General features: G+C 40.5%; 5 protein-coding genes. 1 reads left to right on the top strand and 4 read right to left on the bottom strand.

The window, feature by feature from the left end:
- Positions 1 to 23: 23 nt before the first annotated feature.
- The 4 genes from ACN9MR_RS01325 to ACN9MR_RS01310 form a co-directional block, all read right to left on the bottom strand.
- Positions 24 to 5,027, bottom strand: a complete 5,004-nt coding sequence (locus tag ACN9MR_RS01325; RefSeq protein WP_426327882.1) for a hypothetical protein — start codon at positions 5,025 to 5,027, stop codon at positions 24 to 26.
- A 50-nt stretch (positions 5,028 to 5,077) separates the two neighbouring features.
- Positions 5,078 to 11,452, bottom strand: coding sequence for a hypothetical protein (locus ACN9MR_RS01320; protein WP_426327881.1), 6,375 nt, complete (start codon positions 11,450 to 11,452; stop codon positions 5,078 to 5,080).
- Between the two features lie 398 nt (positions 11,453 to 11,850).
- Complete coding sequence (locus tag ACN9MR_RS01315; RefSeq protein WP_426327880.1) at positions 11,851 to 13,122, bottom strand: hypothetical protein; 1,272 nt, start codon at positions 13,120 to 13,122, stop codon at positions 11,851 to 11,853.
- A 5-nt stretch (positions 13,123 to 13,127) separates the two neighbouring features.
- Positions 13,128 to 13,490 (bottom strand): hypothetical protein, encoded by a 363-nt coding sequence (locus ACN9MR_RS01310; protein WP_426327879.1) that lies wholly within the window; start codon positions 13,488 to 13,490, stop codon positions 13,128 to 13,130.
- A gap of 663 nt (positions 13,491 to 14,153) precedes the next feature.
- Between ACN9MR_RS01310 and ACN9MR_RS01305 the strand changes: the two genes are divergently transcribed.
- Positions 14,154 to 14,366 carry a hypothetical protein gene (locus ACN9MR_RS01305; RefSeq protein WP_426327878.1) on the top strand — a complete coding sequence of 71 codons (213 nt, stop codon included), beginning with the start codon at positions 14,154 to 14,156 and terminating at the stop codon, positions 14,364 to 14,366.
- Positions 14,367 to 14,491: the final 125 nt, after the last annotated feature.

The following is a 14,491-nucleotide window of genomic DNA, read 5'->3' as shown; positions in this document are numbered from 1 at the left end:
TTAATTTTCTTTAGTAATGTTTATTAAACAGTTAATTCTTTATCGGTAAGGTTAAACAGCCCTGAAGCATTTTGCACCTGTACTTTAAATCGGTAATAAAGTTTATCACCATCTTCATCTACTGGTATCAACGGGGCAGGCAAAACATATTCCATATCACCCGATGAAGTTGGTAACTCAACACTATATACTTTTTCCCAGTTACCACGGTTATTTTGCTTAAATACGTAATAGTTGGCCCGATTGGCAGTAGCAGACCAGGTTAGTTTGTTTCCAACCTCATCATAAAATAATTCGGGTGCCTCGGGATTTAAATAATCTGGCAGTGTGATGGCTATTACATCGGTACCTAATGACAATACTTCTTCTTCCTCTTCTTTTTCATTGATAATGGTTCGGATACCGGCCAGGCGATAATAAACAGTATCGCCAAGTGGTGCAACTGTTAAATCGCTAAAATCGTCGGTAACTTCATAACCTTCAATATTCTCAGCTACAATATCACGGTCTACATGGTATTCCATACCTTGAAGAGTAACGGTCTTGTCTTTATCTTTTGATCTGTAAATCCTGATTTTCGAAATTCGGTCTTCAGGTGAGATCGGTGCAATATTAAAAACAACCGACGCGCCGCTTTCAGCAGAAAAAGAATCGAGATTAATTGCAAACCCGGTAACCAAAGGAGCTGCAGAGGCAAGTGTTTGTAAAATGGTTACGGGCCCAGCAAATGGACTTAGTAAGCCTGGTTCTAACTGATTGGTTACCTCTACCCCGGCAAAAAAATATAATTTTCGCGAAGCCCCGCTTAAAAAGTAATCGGTAAAACGGATATAGGTGGTATTGGGCTGCGATGGTTTATTATATTGCCTAATCATTGGAAAAGGATTAAAGGCCACGTCTGTTGCATCGAGCAAATTGCCATCCAGATCGCGGATTACAGGCAATGCATTTTCGGTCTGCAGGCCCTTTTTAATAAAATTCAATATCGGGGTTTGCTCCGTTAAGGGCAATAAAGTTTCCTGTATTGCGGCAAAATATTTTAATTTTTTAACCTCCAAACTGTCATGTGCATCATCAACAAGCCCCAACTTATCTGGAACTGGAAAACCATAAGAATTTGGTATCGCAGGAAATTGTTTAAATGAACCCGAAGTAGGCGAATCAAAAGTTAAATTAACCAACTCTAAATACCTTTGACTGTAAAACGGGTCCTCATCAAGATCTCCAAGTGCTTCTAAAATCTGAGTTACCGTGCTTGGTTTGTATAAAGCTTCCAATACATCCTCATTGGTTGTTCTGTAGAACATAAAACCAAATGGAGTGCGTTTTATGCCATTTACCGTTGGTGCAATTTTAACATCAAAAGTAAACGAGGCTTTTCCGGTGGCATCGGGGCGTACTTTTAAACCAAATGTACTTGGCGCTTCAAATTGTACGGGTTCTTCAATTTTACGGGCAAGCAGTATGGCAGGCACCGAAACATCAGAAACACTATTGTTGCTTTCAGGTCTGCTATCTATCGTTTGTAGGCCAAGCTGCGTGCGTTTGTCGTTATCATTTCCAACTGGAAGGATATTTGTGCCGTTAAAGGTATGATTGGAACCTGGCTCTGGAAAAAAGTAAACCCGGTAACCCGGATGAAAATTTACCGGAACGGTTAATACAGCAGGTGTCGAAACCTGGATAGGGTCGTCCTGGTAACCTGGATCGTAAACATACAGTTCTAAAGGTTGTGTTTCTTCTATCCTGATTACCTCCAACAGTTTTGGTTCCGGGTCTTCATTTAGGGTTGGTACCCTGATTAATCCTTTATACCACTCTACATGTGCCTGTCTTAGCTGATCGGGCGAATTCTTATTGGGATCATTGGCATCAAAAGGCAGGTTAATTTGAGGGTGATCATTCAAATTGCCTGTATTGTCGAAGCTAACCTTATAATAACCCAATAAGCCATCTGGATATTCACTTCCAAACAATGGGGTAACAATTGCCTGATTATGAATCCCCCCTACCCAATAAATGGTTTCTCTGTTTTCCGAATCAAAAATGCGTTCTATACTCGGATTGTTTGCATCGGCAAAACTTTTTAACTGAACAGTTTCCATAACCGGCTCCCAATTGGCGGGATTACTTAAGTTTTCGGCAACAGAAAACCTGCTTCCAATTTCAGGGAAGGTTGCAATTTTTCGGGTAGAATAAGCTCCTGGTTCATTTTCATCATCAACTACCTTACTTTCATTAATACTTTCAACGATTATCTCTACCCCGGCACTTCCATTTACCATATTTTCTACACGGTATTTGCCGTTCGGTGTGGCCAATAAGCTATTTGTAAATCTAAAAAAATCGCCAGGTGCTACAGTCGGCGTTATCAAAGTACCATCCATCTGTTTATAGCTGCCGACGATTAATCTAATCAGCTTTTCATCAGGTTCATGGATGATATCCTTTATTTGCCCCGTTATGGTTAAGGGTAATTCCGGGTTAAAATAAGCTTTAACATGGTCTGCTTTGATCAGTGTATTAAGCTGTGCGGCCGATTGATCGATCAACCTGGTGGCATCCAATATATCCAGCCAGTTAAAAGTTACGCGTGTAAAACCAATATCTTGTCCGGCAAAAGTCTGTTTACGTCCGGCCAACCAGCTTTGTTCTGCAGAGGTGGTAAACAATAAAGGATCTTCTTTTTGAACATATTGTACTGCAACATCACTTGGCGGCAATAGTGTGTTTACCGCTTCGAACTCGGTTACATCGGTATCTACCTCATCGCTCAGTATAGAAACCCTCGAAAACCAGTTTATACCATAAATGGCATAAAAATGTTTGCCGGGTTGCTTTTCAAAATGGGTAAACAAACTCAGTACATCATCCCTTAAGGGCTCAGGCTCTAATACCCCTTGAGTATTGGTATTATCGTAGGCGTAATAGTGATATTCATCAGGAAAATTGCCACTGGTGATTTCGGGTTTCACATAGGCCGATTGGTTTTCTGCACGGTATTCCAATCCATAAAAAACAGGCTTGGGATTTTCGAAAATATTCAGGTTTTCGACAACATTCAGGTCCGAAAAGAAATCATGATCAACCAGCTCGTCAGGAAAAGGCACCCTACCTATATTCACAACACGTGCATAATCGAATTTCGCATAACCTTTATCATCAAGCATACTGTTCATACTGTCGCTGTCATCTCCTAAAAACTGGTAAGCAACCGGCCTCATTTTAGGTTTCTCTGGCAGCAGGTAATCGGTTTTAGTAACGGGTAAACTGGTGTATACATAAGTAGAAGTAGCAGATGAGTTTAAACTGCTTTTATTCGTATAACGAACCTGATATATAAAGCCATCATTGTCTACCGGTGTATCGATATGTCCCAGTCCCAACATCCGTGCGAAATGATAATCAAGCGCCTGCAGATTAATAATATCCAGGTAACTGATCGAAAAACCCTCGTTCTGTTGTTCCGGATTTACATTGGTGATTACTTCCTCTGCCCTTGGGTCCGTATCGCTTAATTGAAGATAAGTGCTTAACGCTGCTTTTACCGAAGGATTATTGTTTCTGGAGGTTAACCATTTATCCTGATAATTGGCCACTTTTACAGTAGTACCATCGTTAAAATGTGGCCAAAGGTGATCTATAGGATAGGTTTCATTCTCTAAGCGATCGAAAACAACAGCATCATCTAAAGAAATACCAAAACCATTTCCTACTTCCATCCAGTCTGTTTCCTGACGGGTAGTTAAAAAATCGTGGTAGGTTGAGAAATAAAAGTTCTTAATGACAGCATTTGCTGATTTTTTAATCGATATTTTGGCAATATTATCTGCTTTTTCGAATTCAAATCTGTCCCCAGGGGTATCCAGCACCATTGTTTTACGTACTTCGGTAGTGTTATCGGGGTCATTAACAATCTGCGAAAGCATTTTCACCTTAAGTACTGCCTTTTCGTTGCTGGTATTATTAAAATGGAACCCCACTGAATAGCTCGTTTTACCTTCTATTTCTAAAGTGATGGTTTCATTGTAGGAGGATAAAAACCGATAATAATCCAATAAAGGATCAATTGTTCTGGCCAGTTGCTTATAGGCATTGGCATTATCAAATTTGAGTTTTACACGGCTGGTGATTTTTTTCTCATTAACAGTATTATTAATGGTATACATCCATTGTCTGGTTATAAAATTTATTACCGGGCGGTTAAATTCTAAATCAATAGATATAGTTGGCGCATTTATATATTGAGAACGGAATACCTTTACATAATCATCCTTGCGGTTAAAGCCTGACAACTGGCTGTTTTGGGCATTATAATAGTCTCCTTTGGGCAAATGGTTATCTCCCAATACACCAGTAAGGCTCCATCTTAAATGAACACCTTGGGCTATGCCGTTGGCACCGTCAGAGCCAGCTGCCTGAAGGTAAATACCACCTGTATTGTTCAAATAAGTATCATCATCGGTGCCACAAGGGTTTAGTCCCAATTTTGCCAACAAATCTTTTATCGCTTTAAAGGCAGCCAATAATGCTTCCAATGCTTCATTTAAAGCATAACGGTCTTCATCGCTAAATGTATCTTCGCTGTAATTGTTAATCTCGTCGAGCATGTTTAAAATGCTCTTAAAAATGGCGCTGTAACCTGTACCGCTGGTATCTAGGTAGCCTACATAAAAATCATCAAACAGAAAATCTTCCCCATCAAAATCACCATAAAAGTAATCCCAATTGTTTGGGGGGTTGATCATGGGAGCACCTACATTAAAATCTTTTTCAGAAAAATTCTTTTCGCTAAAATCACCCCCGATATAAACGGTACTATCAGGGCTGGTAACTACTTTTAATACCCTAATAGTTATTACATATAATTTTTTTAATACATCCTGCTCAAGTAGACGCAACAACCGCAGCAATTCTGCCTGGTTATTTAAGCCTCCGCTTGCTTCTAAAGCTTGTATAGCAAAAAGACAATCTGTTATACGGGTATAATCGGAGGAATAAGCATTGAAATTGTTCGCAGATGCCATTTTGAAAGTATTTTTATTAATTATTGTTCATGTTTTAATTCAACAGACGGTTAAAGTGTTATCGGGATTGTTGGCCCGTTATAACTTTCGAAATCTGTTTCATAATCGTTACCATTAAACATTTTGTATTTAAAGTGCAACTGTGTATCACCAACCGGCATATTTAGTCCTGCATTGCTGATAAACACAGCCGAGGTATCCTGTGAATGGATATAAATAAATGTTTCTGGTGGAAGCACCGCCTGGCCCGAAGGGATAAGTGATAAACCAACCGTATTATTTAAAGATCCAAGAGGCAGTTTTGGATTGTTAAAAGGTTCAGGGTTCCTCACCAATATTCCTAATAAACGTCTGCTTGAATCAACAGGATCGATATTGATTACCGGATGGATCACCGTGGTTTCAATCGGCTCGAAGTTCTTAATTGCCAAACCACCATACACCAAACGATCGTATTTGGCTGCATACCTGATCACTTCTACAGCATCATTTTCAGGATTATCGTCAATTAGGTTTTTAATGACCCCATCAATTTCGGTCTGTGTAAAACTTACCTTCAATGGATAAACCGCATATTTTTCTGATCCAGGGGTACTATTCAGCACAAAACTTCCGGCCTGTTCTTCAAAGGTGCTGAAACGTGATGTTTTAAAATTAAAGCGGTGGATCTCCGCCCTTTGTTCAGCCTCTCCCAGTGGTTGATATACTGCAGTAAATAAAGCGGTATACAAACGGTTCGGCTCAAGGTTAGGGAAATGATATGCACCCTGCTTTTTACGCTTTTTAATGCTTACCGGGTTTACGTTGCACGAATCTTCGAGCGCCGCACGGTTCATAAAATACAGGATCTGCTGATCTGGAGGTAGTTTCATGAAATTGGCATTGGTAATCTCCTCATCAGGCAATTGTTCCCAGATTAATTCGGGGCTTAAAATTGCGCCATAAGGATCCAACAACTGCATCTGCAAAGTACTCTTAACAGTTGGCAGACCTAAATAACCATCCCAATCAGAGAACATGGCATTGAGATAAGGTTTAACAAACAACAGGCTTACTTTCGGATCGTGGCAAAATACAGGTTTACTTAAATCGTAACGGCTTTGTGCATCAGGGAAAGAGCGTTCGTAATCGATATAGTGTTTTAAATCGGCCAGTTTAAATGCAGCCGCTTTATCCTGCTCTTCCAGCACTTTATAAATGGCATTTTTCTTTTGGAAGTGTCCAATCGGTCCAACCGTTTTAAAACCATAAATATGGTTCTTTTGTACGGCTGCACCTACGTTTCCTTCAACCACGTCACGGGTTTTAACCACAATGGCATAGGTAGTATCAGGGCGCCATACTGGCTGTATCGTTTTATTTAAGTTATTGCTCAACAGCTCTGCCTCATCAATAAAACCTGTGCGGGTAATGTTATTTTCTTCCAATCTACGTTGCAACACTTCTGTTAAATAACTCAACTGATTTAGGTTGGTTATTTTAACTACGGGAGCAACAAAATCCAGTTCAGAAGGGATGGCTTCACTTGCTTTCAGCATTTTATCAATAAAAACATCAATAGTTCCAGCGCTACGATTTACCGAGATCAGGATCTGTTTATATTGTTTTTCTGTTAGTTTACCAGTATCACAGTTTAATGTATATTTTTCTGAAGCAACTATCCCCGAATGACCAAGATCCTGATAAGCGGTAAACCATACTTTGAATGACGGAACAGCTTGCTCAGTACCATAAACAGCATCGGCATTGCCAGGTGCATCCTGATACAGATGCAGGGCATAACCTTTTTTCTTACCTGTTACGGGATCTTGGGTAACCCTTGTTAGAAGCGTGCTTACACCCGTTTCGAAAGGATTAAAAACAGCCGTTACTTCAATGGCAAAATTTCCTTCTTCTACTTTTAATTCAGGTTCAAAAGGAATTAAAAGCGCATCGCTATTTGCGGTATAAGAATAAGCCTGGTGTAACTGCCACTCGTTACTGGTGGTTTTTCCATAAAAACCGTTTATCATTTCGGGGTTTCCGGCTACAATGGCATTCTGATTACCCACTATCGGCACACGGTTATCCATTGGCCACTGACCCACAGCCCCTACTGAGCTATTGTATGTTTTATTTAACACCTCTGCAGCAGTAAAGGCCTTATTGTAAACGGTTGCATAAATCAGCGCTTTATCTGCATCAAACTCATGCCCGTTCGGGAAAGCAGCAGCAGAAATATAGGTAGCAGGTAAGCTTAAATAACCGCCCAATATAATATCGCCCTCAAAATTTAAGGGGTACATGCTTTCGAAATGAATCACCACTTCGTTAATAGGCAAGCTTAAATCATTATAATTTAAACTCGTATTGCTATCGGTATCATCAAGATATTGCGTTAACACTTGCACATTGTATTTCACCGTTTTTGGCACTAACACCCTGCCCCTTGTAAACGCACCATATTGTAAAAGTGTTTGTGCGTAGCCAATTCTATATTGATGCTGTATATAATCCACACGTAGTGTATTGTCATTGGCTCCAAAATCGAGCGAAAGCGTAGTCACGGGTTCGGGTAAGATCAGACTTAAAGAACCGCCACTTTGGGCCACCTGCAATACGGCATTACCAAAGCCAGCATCTTGCTGCACGCGTCCTTCAATGTTGGTAAACTTAAATGCAACGTTTTTAATGTAAAAGGTTTCGGCTTGAGGATATACTTTATCCAATGGCTGGCCAATCCAGTTCACAATATTCTGCTTTGATATATTTTCGTAACAGAAAAGGTCTTTCCGCTGAAAGTTTAAAGCATCAAGATCGGCTGCTGAATTGCTCATACCATTACTATAGCTAAACATATTCTGCGATAATACCCTGATCTTGTTGTACCGGTTAGGTTCGTTAAACTGCCAGTAGGCATTTTTCAATTTACTAAGGTCAATGGCTCCCGTGCCTGTATTATCGGTACGGATAACGGTAACGGCTTCATAGATATGATAAGGCTGCCAACTGCCATTTTCATTCCAGGCATAAATTTCCAGGCCAAGCAACTGTAATTCGTGACGTACCTGACTGCTGATTCCTTTTTGCGGTGGCAGCATTTCTACATAACCATCAGGCAATTGATTAGCTGCCCCTCCAATAAGTCCTGCAACTGGTTTTACCGGTTTTAACAGATCGATATCGATAAAACTATCCAATGGTATGGTTACATGCGTTAGCGCATTTTCGTCATTAAAGTTATACTGCCAACCGCCTGCCCCTGGTGCCGGAATATTTACCGAGCCACCTGTAATTTCGTAATTTACATAGTTGATCGGGAAGGTTTCACTCGAGAGCATGTTGGTTGCCGCAGCAGGCATATAGCCGGTTGCAGGATCGGGCAGGCTTAGTACCGCTATCGGAGCAAGCAATGGCCCTTTATTGTTATTAAACTGCCAGCTTAGGGTTATTTTGATACGGCCCAGTTTCCTTACTGGCCACGGCAAGCCTAAATCGAGCTCCAATGAACCATAAATGCTAAATGGATTTGGTGCCTCGAAACCTAAGGTTACGGTAATCGAAATATTAAACCTGAACCTTAGTATACGGATATAGGCATAACCGCCCATTCTGATGTAACCACCAATCTGTATCGGTTTAAAGCTAATGGAACCACCGAGATCAACAAAAGCACCAAAACCAAATTCTACAATAGCGAAATTGGCCTTAAAATCGAATCTGGCCCCTGCCCCCGCTTTAATACCGCGTGAGGAAATCATGAGGTAAGCATAACCCTGGAAAAGGGTAAGTATCCTTGCCCTGATTCTTTCGCTTTCCGGTTGGTCTTTTCCTACGTTAAGGTACCAGCCCGAAGTATTGTTAAAAAAGAAAGCCAGTTCGAGCTTACCGCTTAGGCTAAATATTGCCCCATCGAAAGAACCACCTTCAGGCAAACGGTAGTTTACACCCAAACTGGAGATAAAGGACTTGTCATCTATGGCAATTAAAGCGCTGAATGGTGGATCTACATCTTTATTTAAACCGATGCGCGAGCGCAGCACACCTGCCTGTCCCTGTAATAGAAACAGATTGGGCAAACCTAAGTATAAGAAAAGCTTGGTCGAAAAGGTAAAACCTTTATCGAAAGAGGTTGCTATAGAAACCCCTGCCCCAACCGAATAACCCGGTTTATCAGCAAACTTATCTAGTTCTATCCCCTCTCTGTGGGTAATGTTACTTTTGGCTTTATAGTATTCCCACCAACTGGCCGAATCTGGCAGCGGTGGTGTAGTGGCAGATTTGGAAGCCATATAATGCCTGCCGATGATTCCCCTGAAACCATATATACCCAGACCAGTTGCCCCAAGCGGAATCGGACCGGGTAGTTCCATACCAATATCGACAACAAAGGACGGTACGCTGGGTTTTAACCGCATCGCCGCAGAACCTGATAAACGGAACTTGGGCATAGAGAAACTAACGGCCCCTGTATATTCTGATCCGGCATTAGATCCTACAATCGCAGGATCAGGGTTGCTCATCCTCAGGTAGCCGTTTAGTATAAAAATAGCTTCTTCCTTGCTAACATTCCCCGGTATAGTAAGGTCGATCCCAATACCATCAATACTGGTAAAACTATCGAAAGGTTTATCCGTATCGTTGTTATCAACGGTAAAGTAGTATTTTATGCCATTACCCGTGGCGTTAACACCGGCATTCCCGGTATTGATCATCCCATCAAAACCAAAGAAACGATATTTCCGTTCTATACCATTTAACTGTTTGGTATAGGCACCAAAGGCAATCTGGCTTACCTCAAGGTTAACCGGACCAACTTTAAGTTTAAAGGCTTTTGGAATGACAAAACTGCCACCGTCAAACTCAATATCTCCATTATCCCAGATCCTTAATTTCTGGATCTCGATATTTTTGGGTAATACCTGCCCTAGCCCAGGTATATCGGCTATAAAATCCAAGGTTCCGGCAATCTGGATATAAAAACCACGCGCTTCTTTGCCGAGATTGAAGCTTCTGATGTTTAAGGTAAAAACATTTGGCAGTGTAATCGGCAATAAACCTTGCTGTGGTTTGGCGGTAAGTTCAAAATCACCGTTATCCTGAATGTGTACACGGATATCGATTATGGCCTGCTGCCCTGTAGTATCCTTAAAACCAGGAATGGTAAGTTTACCAGCAATATCCGATGATACAATGGCACCTTTTTTAAAGGTGAGCGAAAACAGGTTCAGCTCAGCTTCAAACAAACCAAAATCGTAATATAAGGCACCATTAGATGCCAATGAGATTCTACCTGAAATACCACCGGTACCAATAAGCAAATCTTCGCCGATTAAAGCAACACTGGTTTTAGTTGTGCTTTTTTTACCAAACCGGCTTAAACCAATTGTAGCTTCCTTTACATACAAACCTGTAAAATCAGGACCATATCCTGCGGCATCAGCCTCAACTATATTTCTTTTTCTGCTTAAATCCAGTTTGGCACGCTCTATTCCTATAAACAGATTCGTATTGCCAATCTGCGCATATTCCGGTACCAGATTACCTACAAATTCTACATCAGCACCTATACCCGATTCAGTATCGGCATAAAACGTGGCCTCGCCAAAAGTAAACATGGATTTGCGACCGTCGTCTATGATATCGCCGTTGGCATCTACTGGCTTTAATATACTTGGGGGAAATTCTATCCCTGCCGATAATTTTAAGGTAGCCCTAAGTTTTGGCGTAATCAGCTGTTTAATGTAATCTTCTATGCCATTTGGAACCAGACGGTTGTAAAACTGCTGAAGCCGCCCACGTGTTTCCTCCTCTCCGGCCTGTGAAATATAGATCCCAAACATCACTGCTGAAACACTTTTAGGAATACTTATTTCGTTATTAATCAAGGTAACCACCTTATCAACCGTTGGCTCTTCACCTGGTGGAAGGCTTAAGCTGGTTCCGTAAACTAGATTTACAGCATCGAGCAATTGCTCAAATTTGGTTTCGGTCTCTGTATCCTCAACAAAATAATTCAGGATGTGTGCGATGACCTCATCTTCAGTGATTCTAAAAATCTGAAGGCCAAGCTCATAGAAAGCTTCAGGGGTAAAAGCAAAATTCTGGACTTTAAAAGAACGTAAAAAGGCCAGCATCTCCCATTGGTACTGTAAAGAAATGGGGAAAGACGAGATATTCGAATCGCCATCCTGATCGGGATTGAGCACCAGCCGCATACCAAAAGGCAAATCAAGGCCTATATTATTGGTTACAATATCTAAACTATAAAATGCCGAATCGCCGCGTTGACTTTTTGAATATTGAAGATTTTTATAATGAATCTTATCCAGCAACAGGTTTAAACCATTTTCGGCAAAGTGCAAAAACTCCGGCAAGTCATCTACAGTGATCACTTCAGATAGGGCTGGATAAAATCTTCTGGTTACAACTTGATTGGCTGGCATGTAATTAATTTATGCTTCGGTTCTTAAAAAGGTATAGCCTTGTAATTTAGCCTATTCCAAAATGGATAATCAAGACTCCTTATTTACAAAAGCAACAACTAAAAATACTGCGAATACTCCCCAAAAGAAAGGCTGCAAAGCATCGTTTAAGTATTCGCAACAAACCGTTAAGTATTGGCATATTCTGATCCATTATTTAGAGTCTAGCCCAGAGTCTTAAGTCCGAAGTCAGGAGTCAATTAACAAACACTAATGACCAATGAACCAATGAACAAATTAAAGTTAAAATAGCCCTGAGGCGGCAGCCTGGAGTCCAAAGCCGAATAATCGGGTATACAATTAACCGATAATCAATAAACTAATGACCAATGAACCAATGGCTAATGAACTAACAAACTCTACCTATTTGTACCAAAGCCAAACAACACCGTTAATGCAGCTACAAGGTTTCCGTTTTTGGTTACTGTTCCGTCGAAATTGCGGCCGAAAGAGAAGATGATTTTCTGGTTATCATTTAGGGCATAATCTGCATTGGCTACCAGCCGCCAGGATGGTTTTATGGTATTTGATGAAAGTATGCTCCGATAAAGTGCCTCAGCACCGCCACCAAATTTACCTTGTGTAAAAATAAAACGCAAGCCGGTATCGAAAGTAGATATGTTACCAATGTTATTTTTAATATTGTCTAAAGCAAATATTTCATCCGGGTTGTACAGATACCGGGCCAGCCCCAAAACCGAGCTGCCATTGGCCCAGTTGTAACCAAAGGTTGTCCATACCCCTGAGTTGAATATTTTAGAATTATCAAATCTTTTCTCTCTAAATTCTGTACTTAAACCACCCGCAATATCAACCGATAAACCTTCGCGGTTGCCTGTAAAAGCCTTTGCCTCTTCCTGAAGGTCGGCTTCGAGTTTCGACTGCTTGGCCAGTTCAGCCTGGATTTCTTTTTTAAAGCCTTTATTTAACTCGCTCTTTTCAGTCTCATTTTTGGCGAACTCACTGCTGGCATCTTCCATCATTGCGAGTGCGTGAGTTTTCTTTTCGTCTTCTGTTAAATAGGGCAGGTGTGCTATCGAGTCGAGCAGGTAAATGTTCCTGATACCCAAGTATTCGTAACGGGCAGATTTTCTTTTTTCTTCGAGACCAATTTTATAAATCATCAGCAATGCACGCTGTTTCTCGTATATGGAGGATAATTTCTCCCTGGTTTCTTTATTGTATTGTGGCCTTACAATAGAGAATTTTATACCCAGTGCACCATAAGTACTGCTGGGTTTAAAATTATTGAACGCCGAATCGGGATTGCGCAATGCGAGCGATACCACAAAACTCTGCCTGAAATAATCTTTAAATTGGGTTGATTGTAATCCGTTTTTTCCGGTAGTGCTAAAATCTGCACCTTTATTCCGGAACAGGTAAAAAGGGGCAATATCTACCGCATAATTAGAAGGGAGTTTGGTGTAAGATGAACTGGCCGATTGTACTGAAAGCATAAAATCACTTAAGTCGGTCGGTTTTTCGATATCTGATACGGCAAAGCCTAATAATGCCGAAGCAGACGAGCTTGGCGCCTTAAGCAAATCGAGTTTTACTTCCTTAATTTCTTCTGTTTGTGCAAAAGCAGTTACAGCCAATGTTGCGAGGGCAATTAATATCAGATATTTCATAGCGTTTAAAATTGATAAAAAGTGATTTCTGCGGTGTAAACTGATGTGGCACCAGGCTGTACTTCTTCTTCCATTTTATAACCCTTGGTTACAAAACCTCCTTCTAAAAGCACATATAAATCGGTGTGGTTATGGTTTGGTGAGGTATCGGTAACCACGGTAATAATATTCAGTTTTTTAAGGTGCAGGTTATCGTTCTTACCAATTACCTTTTGGTGTAGGTCTCCTTGGTAATCGTTTAAAACCATGTCTTCATTCAGGGTGATCAAACTCGTGCCAGTTTGCTCAATGCCCCCAATAATGAGGCTTAATTTAATATCTTCCGAACTTCTGTTCAAGATATAGGTTTTTACAATATCGTTACTCATGGCAAGGGCTTATTTAGATTTAATGATCAAGCATTTAGCTTATTGCAAATTAACAAACCTAAGTTACGATATCGTTAACACTAATAAAATACTTCAGTAATGGGGATTTTATTGGAATTTAGTTCGAAGTCTTGAGTCCAAAGTCGATGATGCGGGTTTAAGAAATAGCTGATAAAGACCCTTCGACTATATTATCAATGACAGATACTAAAAATCGGCGTCATCTCCATCGTTGTCGGGATGACGATTTATCTTAATCTGTAATCCAACTCCTTCGGCACGCGCGCGCCAGTGGGGTGATTGTAATTTACAATATAAGAAAATGACCAAAAATAAAATTGTACTTTCTTAAATATTTTGGTAGGCTTGAATATCGATTGTAAATAACTTTACTCGTAAAGGATTTACTTTGCTATACTTTTATTTAAGAGACCGATGAAATTACGAGCTCTTAAATAGAATTTAGTACGAATTGCTAAGCTACATTGCACACGCGGCACGCGTGCGCTAGCTAGGGGCATAAATGAAGGCAGTTCTGTACTTGCAGTTGATAGTTCAGATGTTGCAGTCGATAGTTCAGACGTTGCAGTTGATAGTTCAGGCTTTGCAGTCGGTAGTTCTACACTTGCAGTCGATAGTTTAGACCTTGCAGTTCGTAGTTCTATGCTTTCAGTTCATAGTTCTACACTTGCAGTTGGTAGTTCTACACTTGCAGTCTATAGTTCAGACCTTGTAGTTGGGAGTTCTATACTTGCAGATCGGAGTTTTGAACTTGCAATTGGCAGTTCTATATTTGCAATTGGCAGTTCTATATTTGCATTTGGTAGTTCAGAGCCTGCAGTTGATAGTTCAGGCGTTGCAGGTAGTTCTGTGTAACGGGATGTTTTAAGTAATAAAACCCGAGGCTTGGCTGTATTGTTGATTATTTTCGGATTGAGAATGAAGAGTCAATTGAAGATTGTACAAGAATCTCTTCATTCTCCTAGTATCCATTGATTTAA

The sequence above is a fragment of the Pedobacter sp. R-06 genome (assembly GCF_049913135.1).
Taxonomy (GTDB): Bacteria; Bacteroidota; Bacteroidia; order Sphingobacteriales; family Sphingobacteriaceae; genus Pedobacter.
Note: the sequence above shows the minus strand (reverse complement) of the source record. Positions and strands in the feature narration are given on the sequence as shown.

Coding starts and splice junctions, on each gene's coding strand:
- ACN9MR_RS01325 (WP_426327882.1), bottom strand. CDS start 5,027: ATGGCATCTGCGAACAATTTCAATGCTTATTCCTCCGATTATACCCGT.
- ACN9MR_RS01320 (WP_426327881.1), bottom strand. CDS start 11,452: ATGCCAGCCAATCAAGTTGTAACCAGAAGATTTTATCCAGCCCTATCT.
- ACN9MR_RS01315 (WP_426327880.1), bottom strand. CDS start 13,122: ATGAAATATCTGATATTAATTGCCCTCGCAACATTGGCTGTAACTGCT.
- ACN9MR_RS01310 (WP_426327879.1), bottom strand. CDS start 13,490: ATGAGTAACGATATTGTAAAAACCTATATCTTGAACAGAAGTTCGGAA.
- ACN9MR_RS01305 (WP_426327878.1), top strand. CDS start 14,154: ATGCTTTCAGTTCATAGTTCTACACTTGCAGTTGGTAGTTCTACACTT.